The following is an 18490-nucleotide window of genomic DNA, read 5'->3' as shown; positions in this document are numbered from 1 at the left end:
CTGGCCTACCTGCTGCGGTTCCGCTGGGAGGTCGTCCCGGCCGCTGACTCCCCGCCTCCCGGGCCGTACTTTGCCCCCCTGGCCCTGGTCGTCCCGGCCTGGATCGCCCTGTTCGCCGCCTACGGGCTGTACCGGGACCGCCCCGGGGGGTTTGCGGACGAGGCTCTGCGGGTGGCCAGCGCGGTCTCCGTCGGCATGATGGGGGTCCTGGCCGGAACGTTCTTCTATCGGCAGTTCTCCTACTCGCGGTTGTGGGTCCTGTTCGCCTGGGCGCTCAGCCTCGTGCTGGTGGTGGCCGTCCGGGGGGTACGGCGAGTGGCCCACAGGGCCCTGCGGGCCCGGGGGGTGGACGTCCGCCACGTGCTCATCGTCGGCACGGGTCCGGAGGCGCGGGCCGTGGCGGCCATCCTGCGGGCGCGTCCGGAGTACGGCCAGCGGCCCGTGGGGTTTGTGGACGGAGGCGCCGGAGAGATAGACGGCCTTCCGGTGGTGGGCACGCCCGAGTTGGTGCTGGCGGCCGTGCGCCGCGCGGGGGCCCACCGGGTGATCATCGCCCTGCCGGGGGACGCGCGCCAGACCATCCTGCACGTGGCGGCCGCCTGCCGGGAGGCGGGAGTGCCCTTCGCCATCGTGCCGGACCTGTACACGCTGGCAGCCACCGGGGCCGAAGTGGAGCTGGTGGACCGCCTGCCCCTGTTGACCCTGCGCGACAACCCGCTGGCCGGGTGGGGCCAGCGGGTCAAGGACGTCCTGGATGTGGTAGGGGCCGTCGCGGGTTTGCTCTGTGCCCTCCCTCTGTTCGCTGCCATCGCCCTGCTGATCAAGCTGGACAGCCCGGGCCCGGTCTTCTACCGTCACCGGCGGGTCGGCAAGGGCGGGGTGCCGTTTTTCGCCTGGAAGTTTCGCACCATGGTCGTTGACGCCGAGGAACACCTGGCCCGCGACCCCTCGCTGCGGGAGCGGTTCCGCCGGGCCTTCAAGCTGCCCGACGATCCCCGGGTGACCCGGGTGGGCCGGTGGCTGCGGCGGACCAGTCTGGACGAACTGCCCCAGCTGCTCAACGTCCTGCGGGGCGAGATGAGCCTGGTGGGCCCGCGGCCGGTGGTGGAGGAAGAACTGGCCAAGTACGGCCCGTGGGAACGCCGGCTGCTGTGCGTCAAGCCGGGGCTGACCGGGCTGTGGCAGGTCCTGCGCCACCACGAGCTGGACTACGACCGCCGCGTCAGCCTGGACCTGTACTACATCGACCACTGGTCGGTGGGCCTGGACCTGAAGATCCTCCTGCGCACGCTCCCCTCGGTGATCGCCGGGCGGGGGGCCTATTGAAACCGGAACATCAGGACACAGCAATACGCGCAGGCATCTACACACCCGGGGGCTCGCGATCAGTCCTCGATGCTGCCAGTCGAGTCGGGGGTTCACACGGGTCCTGACGATCGTGACGGAATGACGGATGACGCGCGATCCCCCCAATCCCGCAGTCCCGCGGTCGCGCGATCCCGCGATCTGCGCGTTGCCCTCGTCCACGACTGGCTGGTGACCCTGGGCGGGGCGGACCGGGTGCTGCTGGAACTGCACAACCTGTTTCCCCACGCGCCGGTGTTCACCGCCCTGCACCGGCCCGGGGCCCTGCCGGCGCCCTTCCGCGGTCTCGATGTCCGGCCCTCCTGGCTGCAGCGGGTGCCGGGCGCCGTCGGGCGCCACCGGCTGGCGGTCCCGCTGCTCCCCCTGGCGTTCCGGTCGGTGGACCTGCGGGGCTACCACCTGGTCGTCAGCAGCAGCCACGCCTGCGCCCACGGGGTGCGCGTGCCCCCCGGAGCCGTCCACATCTGCTACTGCCACACCCCCATGCGCTACGCCTGGGACCTGCAGGACGAGTACGTGCACGCTCTTCCACGTGCAGTCCGCCCCGCCGCGCGGGGGATCCTGGCCGCGCTGCGCGCGTGGGACCGGGCGGCGGCGCAGCGGGTGGACGTGTTTGTGGCCAACTCCCGCCATGTGGCTGGCCGCATCCGCCGCCACTACGGACGCGACGCCGTCGTGATTTACCCTCCCGTGGACACCGACTTCTTCACGCCGGCTGCGGAGACGCCGACGCGCACGCACGGGGCAGCGCAAGAGGGCTTCCCTCCACCCCCGGGTCCCCCGTCCACACGCTCCCCCGTGCCTGGGACGTACTACCTCGTCGTCTCCCGCCTGGTGCCCTACAAGCGGGTCGACCTGGCGGTGGAAGCGTTCACCCGCCTGCGCCGGCCGCTGGTCGTCGTCGGGGACGGACCCGAGCGCCGGCGACTGGAGGCGATGGCGGGGCCGGGGGTGCGCTTCGTCGGCGAGGTGGCCGACGAGGTGCTGCGCGAGTACTACCGGCACTGCCGGGCCCTGGTGTTTCCCGGGGTGGAGGACTTCGGGCTGGTTCCGGTCGAAGCCCAGGCCTGCGGGCGGCCAGTCATCGCCCTGAGACAGGGCGGCGCCCTGGAGAGCGTCGTGGACGGGGTGACGGGTCTGCTGTTCTCCGAACCCGATCCCGAGGCTCTGGCGTCGGCCGTCCGGGCGGCCGACGGCATGGAATTTGATCCCCGCGCCATCCGAGCGCACGCGGAGCGGTTCTCCCGCCCCCGCTTTCGGGCCGCGATCGTGGACCTGGTGGAGACCATCCTCCGGGATCGACTCCCCCTGTAGCCCGGCGGCCGGGCGGCGGCCCTTCTAGCCCTCCGCCTGCGCGGGCATCTTCACAGTGTGTCCAGATGTCCGACGAGGGAGCCTTCATGTCGTCCGACCCTGAACCGGCTGTGATCCGCAGCACACCTGTGTCGGCCGTCGGCCCGGGAGCCGACGCCCTCATCGCCAACCTGGAGCAGGTGGTGGTGGGCAAGAGGACCACCCTCGAACTGGTCGTCGCCGCCCTCCTGGCCGGCGGGCATGTCCTGCTGCAGGACGTGCCCGGGGTGGGCAAGACCGTCCTGGCCCGGGCGCTGGCGCGGTCCATCGGCGGGACGTTCCGCCGCATCCAGGGCACGCCGGACCTGCTGCCCTCGGACATCACCGGCGGGATGGTGTACGACGCCGGTCGGGGCGCCCTGCGGTTCGTGCCGGGTCCCGTCTTCGCCAATGTGGTGCTGGCCGACGAGCTCAACCGTGCCACTCCGCGCGCCCAGGCCGCCTTTCTGGAGGCCATGGACGAGGGGCGCGTCAGCGTCGAGGGAGTCGCCCACACACTTCCGCAGCCCTTCTTCCTGATCGCGACCCTCAACCCTCTGGAACACCACGGGACGTATCCCCTGCCCGAAGGGGAGCTGGACCGGTTCCTGGTCTCGACGTCGCTGGGCTACCCCGACCTGGACGAGGAGGTGGAGGTCATCGCCCGCCAGCGGCGGGCGCATCCCCTGGAGGACCTGCACCCGGTGGTGACGCCCGCCGAGGTGCTGGCGTGGCAGCAGCAGGTCCGGGAGGTCCACGTGGAGCGGTCGGTGATGGCCTACGCCGCTCAGGTGGTGGCGGCCACCCGCAGCCACCCGGAGGTCGCCCTGGGGGCCAGTCCCCGGGCGTCGGTGGGCCTGGTCCGCCTGGCCCAGGCCCGGGCAGCGCGCGAGGGCCGGCCGTTCGTCCTGCCCGACGACGTCAAGGGCCTGGCGCTGCCGGTCCTGGCGCACCGGATGGCCCTGCGTTCCCGGGCCGTGTCCCCCGACGAGGTCGTCCGGGAGATCCTGGAGGCGGTGGAGGTGCCGGTCCGGGTGGGGGGTCACTGACGGAAGCGCAGACAATGCGCAGGCACGCCGCCGCGGGGGCCGCGGGCGCGCGTGCAACGCCTGAGGACGGAGGCGCAGCGCGCAGGTCACCTCTTTCCTGGAGGAGGCGACGCGTTCCCTTTCCCTGCGGGAGAGGGCTGGGTGAGGGCCCGTGAGGAACACGAGCATCAGGCCGACGGCCGACGGCGTGGCCGTGGGGGTGCTGGCCGTCTTGCTCCTGCTGGTGGCCATCAACCTGCAGGCCGGGTGGGTGTTCGCCGTCGACGCCCTGCTGTGGGGGGCTGTGGTGGTCGGGTGGGCGGAAGTCTGGACCGCCCTCCGCGGGGTCCGGGTCTCCCGTACCATGCCGGCCGAGGCGACCGAGGGAGAGCAGGTGTCCGTCCGCCTGGTGCTCGGCGTGCGCCGGGGGCACCGGGTTGCGCTCACGGTCCGGGACGCCGTTCCCGGACTGACCGCGGGCTCGGTAGCGATTCCCGTGCTGTCCACCCGACCGGTCACCGCCGCCTACCGCGCCACCGCCCTGCGGCGGGGGGTCCACACGGTGGACCACGTCGAGGTCTTTACGGCCGGCCTGCTGGGGCTGGCGGCGGCCCGGCGCCGGGTGCCGGCCAGGGGGACGGTCGTCGTCCTTCCCCGGTACTGGACTCTCCCCCGCCTTCCGTCCTCCGGCCCGGCGGACGCCGACCGGACGTCCGTGCGCCGCGTGATGCGCCACGGGTTGGACGTCTTTGGTGTGCGCGACTACCGCGACGGCGACAGCCTGCGCCACGTCCACTGGCGCAGCACCGCGCGCCGCGGCCGCCTGGTGGTGCGGGAGTTCGAGGACGACCTCCAGGAGGCGACGGCGGTCCTGCTGGACACCCGTCCCGGCCTGTACGAGGACGCCCCGGACGCGTTCGAAGACCTGGTCCGCGCCACCGCCTCGGTCGCCCACACCGCCACCCGCTCGGGCCGCCCGGTCCTGCTGGTGAGTTCCGCGGACCGGCAGGCGAGCGCGCTGAGCTGGCGGGAGGCGCTGCGGTGGCTGGCGTCGGTGCACCCGGGAGGCAGCCGCGGCCCCGCAGAGCAGCACGCGCTGCTGCCTCCGGGGACGCGTGCCGTCGTGCTGACCGCTGACGCCGACGGGCTGCTGGTGCTGGCTCGCCGTCACCCGGTGGCCGCCGTCGTGGTCAGCGTCCCCACCTACCGGCCGGGCAATCGGGAAGCAGGGGAACCGCCCGAGGGATCCCTCCTCGCGCTGGAAGCGCTGGGGGTGCCGGTGGCCGTCCTGCGCGGCGGTCACGATGCGGGCGCAGCCCTGGCCCGGTGGGCGCTATGACGCGCCGGCGTGCGCACGAAGCGGAGGACGCGCCGGTCGCGCGCGCGGCGACCCTGGTCGCAATCCTGGTGGCCGTGGCCGCCGTGGGCGTGCAGGAGGAGTTCGCCTCCCAGGCTGCGCTGGCCGCCGCGGCTGTCACGGCCGGCTTCATAGTCAGCTACCTTCGGCGCCGGGCCCGGAACACGTGGCTGAAGCTGGCTGTCGCCGTCCTGGTGCTGGTCGTGGCCCGGGACTTCTTCCGCACGCTGGTGGCCACTCCCTACGACCCGCGGGTCCCCCTCGTGCGCCTGTTCCTGTGGCTGCAGGTCCTCCACAGCTTCGACCTGCCGGCCCGCCGGGATCTCAAGTACTCCCTGGCGAGCGCGGTGGTGCTCGTGGCCGTCGGCGGCGCGTACGCGCGGGACCTGGCCTACGGCCTGGTGGTCGCGGTCTTCGCCCTGGCCGCCACCACAGCCGTTGCCGCGCTGTACTGGCCGGAGGGTGCACCCCTGCGGGGGCTGCTGCGCGCGGGGGCCGGGGCCGGCGCCGCGGTGGTCCTGGCCGCGGCAGCGGTGTTCGTCGCGGTCCCCCGGGGGGAGGGCCTGCGGGTCCGGTGGATGCCGGTGTCCCCGCGGCTGCCGTGGGCGGCCCGTCTGCACACACGCATTGTCAATCCGGCCTATCCGGAGGCCGACCAGGCGGGACCGCAGCGGGACGTGGTCTTCAACCCCCTGGGCTACGTGGGCTTCTCCACCTTCGTGGACCTGCGCCTGCGGGGTGTGCCGGACGAGCGTCTGGTCCTGCGCGTCCGGTCCACGCGCCCGGCGTTCTGGCGGGGGCTGGGGTTTGACGAGTACACCGGCCAGGGCTGGCGGATGACGGATCCGTCCGTCGAGGAACTGATCCCCGACCAGGTGCGGTTTGTGGCCCGGCTGGGAGAGGACGAGCCCTGGCCGGCCGGCTCCGAGCAGGTCGTCCAGACATTTTACGTGGAGGCCGACCAGCCCAACGTCATCTTCGCCGCCTACCGGCCGTTCGAGGTCTACTTCCCCACCGGGCTGGTAGCCGTGGACCGCTACGCCGGACTGCGCAGCCCGATTACCCTGGAGCCGGGGATGGTCTACAGCGTGATCAGCCGGGTCCCGTCGCCCACTCCGGCGCTGCTGGCCCGCGAGCACGGCGAGATTCCGCCCTCGGTGCGGGAGCGGTACCTGCAGGTGCCCCGGCTGCCCGACCGCGTGCGGCAGTTGGCCGCCGACCTCGCGGCGGGAGGCGGCAGCCCCTACGGCAAGGCCGTGGCCGTCGCCGACTACCTGCGCCGGTGCTGCACGTACACGCTGCAGGCGCCTCCGTTGCCTCCGGGTGCGGATGCCGTCGACCACTTCCTGTTCGTGACGCGCCAGGGATCCTGCGAGGCGTTCAGCAGCGCCCTGGCCGTCCTGCTGCGCGCGGCCGGGGTCCCGGCGCGGTTGGTGACCGGCTACACCACCGGGGCGTATAATCGGCTCACCGGCTACTACGAGGTCCGCAACTCCGACGCCCACGCCTGGGTGGAGGTCTTCCAGCCCGGCGTGGGGTGGGTGGCGGTGGACCCGACGCCGGGGTTTGCGGTGCCGTCCGCGCTGGACGACTCACCCGGCCAGTGGCTGCTGGCGGACGGGATCCGATGGGTGTGGAGGGGGATGGCCGGAGCCGGCGCAACGGTCCCGCGGGACATTCCCCTGCAGGGCGTCCTCGCTGTCCTGGGGGCGGCGGCCGCTGCGGCCGCCGCCGCGGCCCGGACACGGCGCGGGCCCGGCCGCCCCGCAGATCCGGTGGAGACCGCCTACGTCCGCATGGAGCACCTGCTGAGACGCCGGGGATACCGCCGGCTGGGGCATCTGACTCCTCGGGAGTTCGTGGCGGCGCTGCCGGAGTCCGTCCGGCCCCCCGCGGATCTGGTCACGCGGGTGTTTGAGGCATCCCGGTACGGCGGTCGGCCGGCCACTTTGGGGGACGTCGACGCCTGCCGGCAGGCGCTGGACACCCTGCGCGGGGCGGTGCGACGCCTCCCGCGGCGGAGGGAACCGCCGGGTCGCACCGCCACCCAGCCGCGTTCTCGCGTTCCCGCGATCCCGCCTTCCCGCGAGTTCGCGCGTCCGCACGGTGACCGCTCATGAACTCGCCCGCCATCCTCGCCTTCGTCTTCGCCCTGGGCACCATCCTGGGCAGTTTTCTCAACGTGGTGATCTACCGGCTGCCCCGCAAGCAGTCTCTGGTCCGCCCGGGCTCGCACTGCCCGCGCTGCGGGACGCCGGTGCGGCCGGCCGACAACATCCCCCTGCTCAGCTTCGTCCTGTTGCGCGGCCGGTGCCGGACCTGCCGGGCGCCGATCGGGTGGCGGTACCCCCTGGTGGAAGCTACGGCCGGCGTGTTGCTGGTCCTGATCTGGTCCTCCTATGCGCCCGCGGGCGCCTGGCTGGCTCTGGTCTCGGGGGCCGTCTTGGCCCTCAGCCTGCTGGCGGTGTTTTTCATCGACTTGGACCACCAGATCGTCCCCAACGCCATCACCTATCCCGGTCTGGCCGCGGGCCTGGCCCTGTCCGCCCTCCAGGGCAGGATTGTCCCCGCGGTGGTTGCCGCAGCCGGAGCCGGCGCCTTCTTCCTGCTCATTGCCCTGGTCAGCCGTGGAGGCATGGGGGGCGGAGACATCAAACTGGCCGCCATGATGGGGGCGTTTCTGGGCTGGCCGGGCATCGCCGTGGGCTTACTGGTGGGTTTCCTTGTGGGGGCGGCGGCCGGGCTGGTCCTGATGGCCGCCCGGAAGCGGTCGCGCAAAGACCCCATCCCCTTCGGGCCGGCGCTGGCGGTGGGAGGAGTGGTGGCCCTGCTGGCAGGAGACGTGCTCCTGCGGTGGTGGTTGAGCCTGTGAGACGGCGTCCGGTGGCACAGTGAGGGAAGTTTTCGGGCACCTGCGTGGAAGTACGGTCCCACGCGGGGCGGGGCGTGATGTCTGCGGCCCGGCGGGGTGGGGCAGAATCATAAGAGACCCATGAGGGCCCGAGTGCGGGGAGCGCGCGGCCAGGCCGGCTTCTCGCTGATCGAGCTGGTGGTGGTGGTCGGCCTGGCCTCCCTGGTCCTGGGGATGCTGGTGCTGGGCATCCGCCGGGCCAGCGACGCCTTTCAGCTGCGCCGGGCGGCGTCCCTGGTCACCGCCGAGCTGCGCCGCGCGCACGCCGCGGCGGTCAGCGCCGGGGTGGCCTACACCGTGGAGCTGGTGGTCGGGAGCCCCGGCGGCCTGAGGGTGTACCGCCACCAACCGTCCCCCGATCCGCCGTTGTTGGAGCGGACGGTGGGGTCCGGGGAGTGGCCGTCGTCGGTGACCGTCGACGGGTCGGCCAGCACGGTGGCCGCCTGCACGACCCCCGGGGACCCGTCCAACAAATGTGTGACGTTTCAGCCGCTGGGCTTTGCGGTATCTGGTGGAGACGTGCGGCTGGTGAGCCGGTCAGGCGTCGGGGTCAGCGTCCAGGTAACGGCGGCCACCGGGCGGGTGAGCGTGGTGCCATGAGCGACCAGCGCGGGTTCACCCTGCTGGAGGTCCTGGTGTCGCTGGCCATCTTTGCCGTGGTGGTCATCGGCGCCCTGGGGGTGCTCGGGGCGACCAGTTCCGGCGGGTTCCTGGAGGGGTTTCCCACCGGGTTCACCACCACCCGGTCGGCCAAGGACGCCACGGCGGCCGCGGTGTACCTCCAGGCGCTTCACGAGTACGTCGCCGCGCAGAACGCTGCGGCCCTGAGCCCAGGCGCGTATTGCGACGGGCCGGACTGCACGGGGGCGTCCATCTCGTCCTCCGGGCTGACCGGCTATCCCACCCCGCCCGGTCAGCCCTACCAGCTGGACTGGAGGAAGCTGGACGTGACCATCGAGCGGTGGTGCTGGGACGACTCGGTGCGGCGCTACGTGCACACCTCCGGCTGCGACACCGCGCCGTCCACCGAGTACCTCGTCCGGATCCGCTCGGTCCTGAGCTGGCGCTACCGGTCGGCGACCCGCACCCTGACCCTCGACCGCTTCCTGCAGGGAGGCCTGCCGTGACGCGGCTCCTGAGGCGGGTTCACCGGTCACAGGGCGGGGTCACCCTGGTGGAGATGCTGGTGGCCCTGGCGGTGTTCGGGCTGTTCATCCTGATGATCGACGCCGTCTTCAGCAGCGCCCGCACCGGTTCGCGCAAGGTGGAGGTGGCCGCCGACGTCGCCCAGAACGCCCGCGTGGCGGTGGACCGGATCACCCGGGAGCTGCGGGAGACCGGTGCTGCACAGCTGGTGGTGGATACCAGCCTGGGAGCCGGCTGGCACAGGGTGCTGTTCAAGTCGGCCCGCCTGGGCCGCGACCAGACGAAATTCTGCCTGTACACCCGGACCGAGTCCGAGGAGCTGTACAACCGGTACTGTTACGAGGACTTCACGGGGACCGACCCGCCCAAACCCTCCCAGACCACCGGCGACCCGCCGTACCCGCCCCCGTGCGACACGCCCGACGGCTCGCCGTGCATGCGCTACGTGCCCATCTGGCAGCGGTACGTGGGCTACTACCGGGACGGGTCGGACCTCAAGAGGGTGACCGGCCAGCTGGCGTCCCCCACAGAGTCCCTGAACCTGGCGTGGCTGACCGGCGGGGACACGATCGCGGCCATGGTGGAGAGCTTCGACGTCACCCAGGCCGGCGGGCTGCTGACGGTCCGGCTGAAGGTGGCGGGCACCGAAGTGGTGCAGGGCCGGGCCCTGCCCGAGCAGGAGATCCTGCTGCCCGGGGGGTCCCTGACGCGCAACTGACCTGGCCCCTGCGGGGGCGAGGATCCGAAGGCGAATGTGGGTGAAAGGGCATGAGGTGTGATGGACACAGGAGACTGCGGGCACGCCGGAGAGCAGTGAGAGCGCGTGAACGGGGAGCCGGAATCGGCGTCCAAGCCGGCGAGCGGGGGGCGGCACTGGTCACCGTCCTGCTGTTCGTGGTGCTCACCTTCATCCTGATCACCGCCATGCTGACCGCTGCCGGCAACGAGATCGTCATCGCCGGCCTGCAGCGGGACAGCGCCCGCGCCGCCGACCTGGCCCAGGCCGGGATCCAGGAGGCCATGACCCGGGTGGCCGAGGGCCGGCCCTACCTGGCCGGCTTCAGCAGCTCGCTGGTCGCCTCCGGCGCCGTGCCCGGCGCCACCGCGAACGTGACCGTGGTCCAGCGGTACGTGGGGACCAATTCAGCGTACCTGGAAATCCGCTCAGATGCCACCGTGGGCCGCGCGACCCGACGCCTGAGCGCCCTGGTCCTGCAGCAGCAGATCGCCTTTCCGCCCAACGTGACGTTCGCCGCCAGCGTCACCGAGACCGGCAGCGCCGACATCAGCGCCGGCGACGTGTACGCACGGACCTTCATCCAGTACAAGAACCTGCCCCCGGCAGGATCGTACACCTACGCCGGCTGGCGGGTCAGCAAGACGGCACCGGGCGCCATTCCATTCTGCTACAGGCGACCGTGCACTGACCCCAATCCGCCCGACGACACGACCAAGTGGTACCCCGCCACCCGGCTGGGGGAGCTGGACACCTCGTCGATAGGCCGCGACATCCTGGCCTTTGCGGCGGACGCCACGGCCAACTATCCCACCTGTACTCCCACCAACCCCGCCTACGCCGTGACCTTCAGCGGGCGCAAGCAGGACAACACCGACGCTGTCAACGAGCCAGTGTACGGATTCGACAGGGACGACCCTGACGGGGGAGGGCCCATTCCCTCTCAGCTGGACCCCGACCTGTTCCCCTGCGGGCTCCCCTACAAGTGGGTGGCCGAAATCGTCTACGACGAGACCGGCCTGCCGGTGGATCTCAACGGCGACGGCACTGCCGACCCCATCTGGTTCAAGCACGTGGTCTGGGAGCAGTACCTGAAGAACTACTGGCGCTTCAACGAGGTCAAGATGCGCCTGGAAAAGCGCAACGGCACCAGCCCTTGCCCGGACGACATCTGCCTGCCTGACGGCAAGGAGCCCGACCTGGTCAGTTATCCCCAGTACGCCACGGTGCCGCCGTTTCCGGAGATCAGCAGCATGACCAACAATTACACCTGCACGAAGAGCGGCGGCGGTGTGCTCAACTCGCTGCCGGTCACCTGCACCGCCCCCGACGGGAGCACCATCCAAACCGACCTGGGCTGTAAGTCCCCGGAGATGTCGGGATGCGCCGCCTCCCGCCAGGTGACTCTGGTCCTGGAGGGCGACTGGACCATCAACGGGAACATCGCGGGCCACGGGAACATCGTGGTAAACGGCAACCTCGTTGTCAACGGCACCTTTGACTACTGGGGGACGATCGTCGTCAACGGCACCCTGCAGGCCGGGACGGGGAACGTCAACGTGCACGGCGGCCTGGTGGCCAAGGAAACTCTGAAACTGATCGGCAACATCACAGTCGAAGGGGGAGCCAACGTGGGCGGCAGCGCCCCCACGGGCCCGTCCACGGTGGTCGGCAGGGCCTGGTGGGAACGCTAGTGCGGTAATCTCCCGCCCCTCCTGCGGCCCGGTGCCGGCGGGCCCCGGGGGACTGGGATGCCCCCGGATGGGGCAGGGAGAATCTGGGCCGTTTCCATGGAAGCCTGCAGGAATTGCGGGCCGAAGTGGGAAGTGTTGCCTAGCGCGGCATCCCAAACGGAGGTTCGCTGAAGGGCGGTCGCGAGGATGGCGCTGTTGGGAGCCCGTCGGTTTGTGGGCATCGACGTCGGCAGCCATACCGTCAAGGCCGTGGAGCTGGCCCCGGCGGGAACCCGCTACCGGGTCCTCCACGCGGGGTGGGGGGAGACCCCCCCGGGGGCGGTCAAGGAGGGGGCGGTGGTGGAGCCCCAGGCCCTGGGGCTGGCCATCCGCCAGGTCCTCTCCCGGGCCGGCATCCGGCCCGGCCGGGTGGTCTCTGCCGTCGGCGGCCAAGCCGTCATCGTCCGGGAGCTGAAGCTGCCCCCCATGTCCCCCGACGAGCTCAAGCAGGCCGCCCGCTTTGAGGCCGAGCGCTACATCCCCTACGGGGTGCGCGAGGTCAACATGGACTTTGACGTCATCGGCGAGACGGTGGAGGACAACCAGCGCAAGATCGTGGTCCTCCTGGTGGCCGCCCGCCGGGAGGTGGTGGACCGGCACGTGCAGGCCCTGGAGGCCGCCGGGGTGCAGCCCTTTGTCCTGGACGTGGAGTCCTTCGCCGTCATCCGGGCCCTGCAGCCCCACGCCGACGGCGAGGGGACGGCCACGGTCTTCGTGGACATCGGGGGAGAGACCACCGACATCGTCATCGTCGAAGGTCGCCAGCTGCGCCTGACGCGCAACATCAATATCGGGGGAGACAACCTGACGAAGGCGGTCGCGTCCCGGCTGGACATGGAGTTCTCGTCGGCCGCCCAGCTCAAGGAGGAAAAGGGCAGTGTGCTGCTGGAGGGTGAGCCGCTTCCCGACGACCGCACGGTGCTGGCCCTCCACGACGCCATGCTGCCGATCCTGGGCGACCTGGCCACGGAGATCCGCCGCTCGATGGACTACTTCCAGACCCGCTGGCGGGACAGCCGGGTCGGGCGAGTCGTCATCAGCGGCGGCACCGCCCGCCTGCAGAACCTGGACCGGTTCCTGTCGCTCGAACTGGGCGTGGAGACGGTGGTGGGCGATCCGTTCCTGACCTGCGAGGTGCCGGACCGGGTCCTCACCCCCGACCAGCGCAAGCAGTGGGGCCCATCCCTGGCCACTGCCGTCGGACTGGCCATGCGGGGGGCAGCCGAGCGATGATCAAGATCAACCTCCTGCCCCGGGAGCGGGTTCGCCGTCCCGCCATCGCACCACGGATGCTGGTGGCCCTGGCCTTTGTGGCCGTGCTGGCGGCGGTGGCCGTGGCCACGGTGGCCCTCAACGCCCGGATCGCCGGGCTGAAGGGCGACCTGGAGGCGGTCACCCGGGAGATCGAGCAACTGAAGCCCCGGGTCGCCGAGGTGGAAGCCCTGCAGCGCCAGATCGCCGAAGCCCGGCGCAAGGAGCAGCTGCTGCGGCAGCTGGAGGCCCTGCGCATTCCCTGGGACGAGATGCTGACCGAGTTGCGGCGCATCGTGCCCGCCGATGTCTGGCTGATCCGGGTGGAGGCCCGCCCCGACGGCAACCTGACCTTCAACGGGTTCGGCCTCAGCTACGAGGCCGTGGCCCGCTTCATGGTGAACCTGGACGCCTCACCCATGTTCGAGGGCGCGGACCTGAACATCGTCCAGAAGCAGGTCCAGGAAGGCCGCGAGGTGGCCAACTTCTCGGTGTCGGCGCGGCTGACGCCGCCGCGCCGGGAGGCCGGCGTGCCATGACCCGCCGCGAGCGCATCCTGCTCATCGTGGTCGGCACCGTCGGCGTGCTGCTGCTGTTTTACTACTACGTCTACGCCCCCAAGCAGGCCGAGATCCGGCGGCTGACCGACCAGCTGGCCGCCCAGACGGCCCAGCGGGACCGCATGCGCGCCACCGCCGCCCAGATCACGCGCCTGCAGGAGGAGTACCAGCGGCTGTCGGCCTTCATCGCGCAGATCGAAACCCGCCTGCCCGCCCAGAAGGAAACCCCCGTGCTGCTGGTGCAGCTGGAGCGCCTCAGCCGCTCGGTGGGGGTCAACCTCCAGTCCATCCGGCCCTCCCAGCTGCAGCCGGCCACCGTCGGCCAGGCACAGCAGCAACCTGCTCGGGCAGGGGGACAGCAGGCTCCCCCTGGCGGGCCGACGTACCTGCGCTTTCCCATCGCCATGACCATCCAGGCGACCTACGACGAAACCATCCGGCTGATGGCGGCCTTGCGGGACTTCCCGCGGATGATCGCGGTCCGCAGCCTGGCGATTGACCCCCGCACCCTGCCGGAACTGACGCTCAACGTCGAGGCGGAGACCTACGTGCTGCCGCGGGAGGCCCGCTAGATGGACAGGCTCCGGGAGTTTCTGAAAAAGAACCCGATTGCGGGGTGGGGCGCGGTCATCCTGCTGGTCCTGCTGGCGGGATACCTGGTCGCCTCCCGACTGTTCGTCGGTGCGCCGCCTCCTCCGGCCCCGGCCCCGGCGCAGCGGCCGGCACCCGCCCCGGCAGCTCAGCCGGCCCCGCCGCCCCAGGCGGCGGCGGCACCAGCCCCGACGGCCCCCACACCCCAGGTGGCCCAGGTTCCCTCAGGTCCCACCGGGAGACCTGACCCGTTCATCCCTCTGGTCCGGCCGCGGCCGGCCGCCCCTGTGCCCCCGCCGGCTCCCCCGCTGCCCCCGCCACCATTTCCGACGCCGCCCGGCCCCGGCCAGCAGCTGCCCCCGCCGCCGCTGCCCGGCCAGCCTCAGCCGCCGGCCCAGCCTCAGCCTCCGGCTCCCGGAGCGGGGATTGCCGTGACGGGCATCGTGGGCGACACGCGGGCCGTGGCCGTGGTGGTGATCGGCAACCGAACCGAGATTGTCACGGCGGGGGAAACCATCGGCGACCTGCGGGTGGTCCGCATCGACTCCGCGCGGCGGACGGTCACATTCGTGCAGGGCGGCAGGCGCTTTGACGTGCGCATGGGAGGTGAGTGAACGGATGCACCGGAGCCGTCATCTCCGCATCGTGGTGCTGCTGGCCGCGGCGGCGCTGGTCCTGCCGGCCTGGCGTCCGGCGCCGGCGGGCGCCGGCCCCCTGCGGGTCACCCAGGTGACCGTCAAGGACTTTGGCACCCGGCTGGTGGTGGGGGTCGTGGCCACGGGGCCGATCCTGTTTCAGGTGACGACGCTGTCCACCACGCAGCCGCCCCGGGTGGCCGTGGACGTGCTGAACGCCGTGGTGGACGAGCACCTGCGGACGACCCGCCCGGTGAACAAGGGCAACGTCCTGCGCGTGCGGGTCGGCCAGTTCCAGGACAGCCCGCCGATTGCCCGGGTGGTGATCGACCTGGTGCGCCCCGTTCCGGTGGACGTACAGCGGTCGGCTCCCCACATCCTGGTGGTGAGTGTCCCCCTGCAGGCGCCGGTGACCGAAGGGCAGGCGCGCGCGGCGGCCGCCGCGCCGGTGCCCGAGATCTCCGGTCCCCTGGCGCCGGCGGTGTCGGCCGCTCCCGGGACCGGGGTGGTCCGCACCGCCCAGCAGCTGCCCACCGGCCCCCAGGCGCCGGGGTTGATCCGCCTGCTGGAGTTCCGGGGCGTGGCGCTGGCCGACGTGCTGAGTGCTCTGTCCAAGCTGTGCGCGTTCAACATGGTGACCGACTCCTCGGTGCAGGGCACCATCACCCTGCGGCTGGTGGACGTGACCTGCGAGGACGCGCTGCGCTTCATCCTGGAGGCCAACGGCCTGGCGTTCAGGCGTCTGGGCAAGAACATCATCATCTCGTCGGCCGAAAAGCTGGCCCCGCCTCCCGAGGTGCCCGAGACCATCGCCTACCGTCTGGCCTACGGCAATGTGGACGCCATCCGCTCCGCCGTGGCGGCGGCCGTGCCGGGCATCCGGGTGGCCGTGGACACCCGCACCAACTCCTTGCTCATCACCGGGACCTCCGCTCAGCACGAGGAGGTCGTCAAGGTCCTGGGCACGCTGGACGTGCGCATTCCCCAGGTCATGATCCAGGCCCACGCCATCGACATCGCCTCCAGCGTCCTGCGGGAGCTGGGGCTGCTCAGCGGGGTGGGGGGGACCGACTTCGGCAGCTTCTTCCTGGACAGCGCCCAGAACCGGATCCTGTTCCAGTTCGTGGACACGGACCTGATCCTGTTCCGCCTGCAGGCACTGGTCACCGAGAACCGCGGCCGCATCCTGGCCGCGCCGCGCATCACCACCCTGGACGGCAACAAGGCCACCATCCTGCTGGGCGACCGGGTGCCGATCTTCACCGTGACGACCCAGGCGGGGGTGACCACGACCACCGTGACCTTCGTGGAGGTGGGGGTGAAGCTGGAGGTCACCCCGCGGGTGAACGCCGACGGCCTGATGACCCTGACCCTGCGGCCGGAGGTGAGCTCGGTGGCGGAGATCGTCACCGGCCCCGGGGGCCAGCAGGCGCCCCGGGTGGCCACCCGGTCGGCGGAGACGGTCCTGACGGTCCGGGACGGCCAGACCATCGTCCTGGGCGGGTTGATCAGTCAGGAGGAGCGGCGCACCCTCCGCAAGGTCCCGCTGCTGGGCGACATCCCCATCATCGGCGAGCTGTTCCGTTCCACCTCCACCGACATCCGGGAGAGCGAGGTGGTCTTCCTGATCACCCCGCAGATTCTCAAGGACGCACGCCAGTAGGAGGGCGGCGCGATGGGGTGTGGGTTTCCCAGGGCGGTGTGTGCGGCGCTGGTTGCGGTGGTGACGGCGGTGGGGCCGGCGGCCGGCCAGGTGCCCGGGTTTGACACCTCCCGGGTGTATTCGGAGAGCGCGTTCGAGCAGGCCATCCGGCCCTACACCGAGGCCCTGGCCCGCAACGCCAGCGACGCCCGGGCCCACTACTGGCTGGGGGTGGCCTACCTGCACGCCTTCAGGCTGTACCGGTGGGGGCTGGCCCCCTACGCTGCCGGATATGGGGTGCGGGCCGTGCAGTCGCTGGAGCGTGCGGCTGAACTGGACCCACAGCCCGTGGTCCTGCTGGCGCTGCTGGAGGCGTACGCGGCCGTGGGCGACCGGGCGCGGTATCACGCCCTGATCGGCCGCCTGGGCCAGCTGGCCACGCCGCTTCCGGTCCGGTAGCTCGTGCGGATCGTGTGATTGATGCCGGCAGCCCGGGGAGATCCCGGGCTGTCGGTTTTTGGCTCAGAAAGGCTATGGCAAACCTCCGCGGTCTCTGGTGAAATTGTCCCGGAGCGGCGGGGGCCGACCTGCACCCACCTCGCACGGGGTTCACCAGCATCGAGGTCCTCATCGTCATCGGCCTGGCCGGGCTGCTGGCCTCCGCGGTCGCCTGGCAGGCGGGGTCGCTGGCGGACCGGCTGCGGGTCCGGGCGGCCGCGACGGTGGTGGTGGCCGAGCTGCGGGCCAGCCAGGCCCGGGCCATGGCCGAGCGCCGGGCCGCGGTGGCCCACGGCGTCCGCTTTCCCCCGGGGGCGGGGGTGTATCAGGTGGTCGTCCGCGAGGGCTCGCGCCTGCTCGTGTCCCGCGACCGGCCCCTGCCCGCCGGGGTGCGGATCACCTACGCGCGCTTCGGCGGCGCCGTGCCGGACGAGGCCCTGTTCCACGGGCGCAGCCTGTTCGGTGCTCCCTCGGGCGGCGGGACGGTGACCCTGGCGGCCGGCCGGATGCGCCTGTGCGTGCGGCTCCTGCCGGCCACGGGGAGAATCCGCGTCACCACCATCGGCTGTCCCTGACGCCGGCATCCCTCGTATGAGCAACGGTCACCGCCCCACCCCGAAATTTTGGGGTCAGACCCCTGATATCGCGGCGAGGAGGTGGTGGTGATGCCGCGTCCGCGCCGCGTGCAACTCGCGGGTGGTGTCTACCACGTCACTGCGCACGCCGTGGGCCGGGACGCGCTCTTCAGGGACGATACCGAGCGGCGCAGCTATCTGCGCCTCCTCCGGGACGCCCTCCACCGCGGAGAGGCCACGCTTCTGGCCTTTGTCCTCATGGACACCCACGTGCACGTGGTCCTGCGCACTTCGAAGGCCAACGTATCCTCCACCGTCCAGTGGCTGCACGGCCGTTACGGGGAGGCCGTCAACAGGCGGTGGAAGCGGAAAGGGCACGTGTTTGGCGGGCGTTTCTACAGCACGGTGGTGGACACCGACTCTTACCTGCTGGAGGTCACCCGGTACGTTCATCTCAACCCGGTGCGGGCGGGTGTGGTGGGTAGACCCGAAGAGTATGCCTGGAGCAGCTACCGCCAGTACATCAGGGGGGAGGCGGGTCCGGCGGAACCACACCTGGTCCTGGCGATGCTGGGGACCGACCGCGCAGCCCGGGTCAGGGAGTATCGAAAGTTCGTTGAGGAACCCTTGGTGGCGAGGCTCCGGGACTACAGGCCGGGAACGCGTGGGTGGGAGGTGGCGGCCCTGGCCGCCGTGGCTGACGCGCTGGGCGTGCTGCGGGCCGACATCGTGGAACGCCGCATCCCGGGGCTGCGGCTGGCCGCCGCGGGCCTGCTGGTGGACGAGCTGGGCATGGCCCCGGCTCGCGCCGCGCGTCTGCTGAGGGTGCGTGTCCGCACTGTGAGGATGAATGTGCAGAAGGTACGCGCCGGGAAGCTAGCCCGGAAGGCGATGGACCGCATTGTCCGGGCGCGACAAGCCCTGTCCGGAGACACTGTTGCAGTTTAACGGATCAACTGCCCCGCGCCTCGACGCCCAGCTGTCGACAGGTCGTAGGCGTTTTGAAGCTTCCTTCGGATGTGCGGGCATACCAGCCTCCAGGGAAACGAAATTTTGGGGTCAGACCCCCTTCGTCGACGTTGTCACAGGTGTCGCATCCGCTTCGGGGTGGGCGCTACCGGCAAGAGAGA

18 protein-coding genes are annotated in these 18490 nt (G+C 71.5%); all 18 read left to right on the top strand.

The features are described 5' to 3' along the window. A partial coding sequence (locus RB150_10670; GenBank protein MDQ7820996.1) for a sugar transferase occupies positions 1–1326 on the top strand: 1326 nt, incomplete at its 5' end. Between the two features lie 120 nt (positions 1327–1446). Beyond that, a complete protein-coding gene (locus tag RB150_10665) occupies positions 1447–2679 on the top strand; it encodes a glycosyltransferase (protein ID MDQ7820995.1) in 1233 nt (410 codons plus the stop codon). A 128-nt stretch (positions 2680–2807) separates the two neighbouring features. Then, positions 2808–3746: a MoxR family ATPase gene (locus RB150_10660; protein ID MDQ7820994.1), complete on the top strand. Its 939-nt coding sequence runs from the start codon at positions 2808–2810 to the stop codon at positions 3744–3746. Between the two features lie 151 nt (positions 3747–3897). Continuing rightward, the gene (locus RB150_10655; protein ID MDQ7820993.1) at positions 3898–5064 is read left to right on the top strand and encodes a DUF58 domain-containing protein; all 1167 of its coding nucleotides are present in this window, start codon (positions 3898–3900) and stop codon (positions 5062–5064) included. Then, positions 5061–7202, top strand: a complete 2142-nt coding sequence (locus RB150_10650) for a transglutaminaseTgpA domain-containing protein (protein ID MDQ7820992.1) — start codon at positions 5061–5063, stop codon at positions 7200–7202. The genes RB150_10655 and RB150_10650 overlap by 4 nt, the downstream gene beginning before the upstream one ends. Beyond that, complete coding sequence (locus RB150_10645) at positions 7199–7954, top strand: prepilin peptidase (GenBank protein ID MDQ7820991.1); 756 nt, start codon at positions 7199–7201, stop codon at positions 7952–7954. The genes RB150_10650 and RB150_10645 overlap by 4 nt, the downstream gene beginning before the upstream one ends. Before the next feature lie 120 nt (positions 7955–8074). Next, the gene (locus RB150_10640) at positions 8075–8593 is read left to right on the top strand and encodes a prepilin-type N-terminal cleavage/methylation domain-containing protein (protein ID MDQ7820990.1); all 519 of its coding nucleotides are present in this window, start codon (positions 8075–8077) and stop codon (positions 8591–8593) included. Beyond that, positions 8590–9120, top strand: coding sequence for a prepilin-type N-terminal cleavage/methylation domain-containing protein (locus tag RB150_10635; protein ID MDQ7820989.1), 531 nt, complete (start codon positions 8590–8592; stop codon positions 9118–9120). Before RB150_10640 ends, RB150_10635 begins: the two co-directional genes overlap by 4 nt. Further along, complete coding sequence (locus RB150_10630; protein MDQ7820988.1) at positions 9117–9857, top strand: prepilin-type N-terminal cleavage/methylation domain-containing protein; 741 nt, start codon at positions 9117–9119, stop codon at positions 9855–9857. Before RB150_10635 ends, RB150_10630 begins: the two co-directional genes overlap by 4 nt. A 95-nt stretch (positions 9858–9952) precedes the next feature. Continuing rightward, positions 9953–11569 (top strand): polymer-forming cytoskeletal protein, encoded by a 1617-nt coding sequence (locus tag RB150_10625; protein ID MDQ7820987.1) that lies wholly within the window; start codon positions 9953–9955, stop codon positions 11567–11569. 186 nt (positions 11570–11755) lie between these two features. Then, positions 11756–12841: a type IV pilus assembly protein PilM gene (gene pilM / locus RB150_10620; GenBank protein ID MDQ7820986.1), complete on the top strand. Its 1086-nt coding sequence runs from the start codon at positions 11756–11758 to the stop codon at positions 12839–12841. Beyond that, positions 12838–13398, top strand: a complete 561-nt coding sequence (locus tag RB150_10615; GenBank protein MDQ7820985.1) for a PilN domain-containing protein — start codon at positions 12838–12840, stop codon at positions 13396–13398. Before pilM ends, RB150_10615 begins: the two co-directional genes overlap by 4 nt. Next, the gene (pilO, locus tag RB150_10610; GenBank protein MDQ7820984.1) at positions 13395–13991 is read left to right on the top strand and encodes a type 4a pilus biogenesis protein PilO; all 597 of its coding nucleotides are present in this window, start codon (positions 13395–13397) and stop codon (positions 13989–13991) included. Before RB150_10615 ends, pilO begins: the two co-directional genes overlap by 4 nt. After that, on the top strand, positions 13992–14624 hold the full coding sequence (locus tag RB150_10605; protein MDQ7820983.1) for a hypothetical protein: 633 nt from the start codon (positions 13992–13994) through the stop codon (positions 14622–14624). A gap of 4 nt (positions 14625–14628) precedes the next feature. Beyond that, a complete protein-coding gene (locus RB150_10600) occupies positions 14629–16308 on the top strand; it encodes a secretin N-terminal domain-containing protein (GenBank protein ID MDQ7820982.1) in 1680 nt (559 codons plus the stop codon). A 12-nt stretch (positions 16309–16320) separates the two neighbouring features. Next, complete coding sequence (locus RB150_10595; GenBank protein MDQ7820981.1) at positions 16321–16746, top strand: tetratricopeptide repeat protein; 426 nt, start codon at positions 16321–16323, stop codon at positions 16744–16746. A gap of 263 nt (positions 16747–17009) precedes the next feature. Continuing rightward, entirely contained in the window at positions 17010–17360 is a 351-nt protein-coding gene (locus RB150_10590; GenBank protein ID MDQ7820980.1) for a hypothetical protein, read from the top strand. A 90-nt stretch (positions 17361–17450) separates the two neighbouring features. Further along, positions 17451–18308: a transposase gene (locus RB150_10585; protein MDQ7820979.1), complete on the top strand. Its 858-nt coding sequence runs from the start codon at positions 17451–17453 to the stop codon at positions 18306–18308. Positions 18309–18490: the final 182 nt, after the last annotated feature.

Source organism: Armatimonadota bacterium, assembly GCA_031081675.1.
Lineage (GTDB): Bacteria > Sysuimicrobiota > Sysuimicrobiia > Sysuimicrobiales > Kaftiobacteriaceae > Calidihabitans > Calidihabitans tengchongensis.
The sequence above is the reverse complement of the archived record's forward strand: the minus strand, read 5'-3'. Positions and strand labels throughout refer to the sequence as shown.

Bases quoted from the DNA above. Each gene is read 5' to 3' on its own strand.
- RB150_10615 (MDQ7820985.1), top strand. From the start codon at position 12,838: ATGATCAAGATCAACCTCCTGCCCCGGGAGCGGGTTCGCCGTCCCGCC.
- RB150_10650 (MDQ7820992.1), top strand. From the start codon at position 5,061: ATGACGCGCCGGCGTGCGCACGAAGCGGAGGACGCGCCGGTCGCGCGC.
- RB150_10665 (MDQ7820995.1), top strand. From the start codon at position 1,447: ATGACGGATGACGCGCGATCCCCCCAATCCCGCAGTCCCGCGGTCGCG.
- RB150_10595 (MDQ7820981.1), top strand. From the start codon at position 16,321: ATGGGGTGTGGGTTTCCCAGGGCGGTGTGTGCGGCGCTGGTTGCGGTG.
- RB150_10605 (MDQ7820983.1), top strand. From the start codon at position 13,992: ATGGACAGGCTCCGGGAGTTTCTGAAAAAGAACCCGATTGCGGGGTGG.
- RB150_10585 (MDQ7820979.1), top strand. From the start codon at position 17,451: ATGCCGCGTCCGCGCCGCGTGCAACTCGCGGGTGGTGTCTACCACGTC.
- RB150_10640 (MDQ7820990.1), top strand. From the start codon at position 8,075: ATGAGGGCCCGAGTGCGGGGAGCGCGCGGCCAGGCCGGCTTCTCGCTG.
- RB150_10635 (MDQ7820989.1), top strand. From the start codon at position 8,590: ATGAGCGACCAGCGCGGGTTCACCCTGCTGGAGGTCCTGGTGTCGCTG.
- RB150_10645 (MDQ7820991.1), top strand. From the start codon at position 7,199: ATGAACTCGCCCGCCATCCTCGCCTTCGTCTTCGCCCTGGGCACCATC.
- pilO (MDQ7820984.1), top strand. From the start codon at position 13,395: ATGACCCGCCGCGAGCGCATCCTGCTCATCGTGGTCGGCACCGTCGGC.
- pilM (MDQ7820986.1), top strand. From the start codon at position 11,756: ATGGCGCTGTTGGGAGCCCGTCGGTTTGTGGGCATCGACGTCGGCAGC.
- RB150_10600 (MDQ7820982.1), top strand. From the start codon at position 14,629: ATGCACCGGAGCCGTCATCTCCGCATCGTGGTGCTGCTGGCCGCGGCG.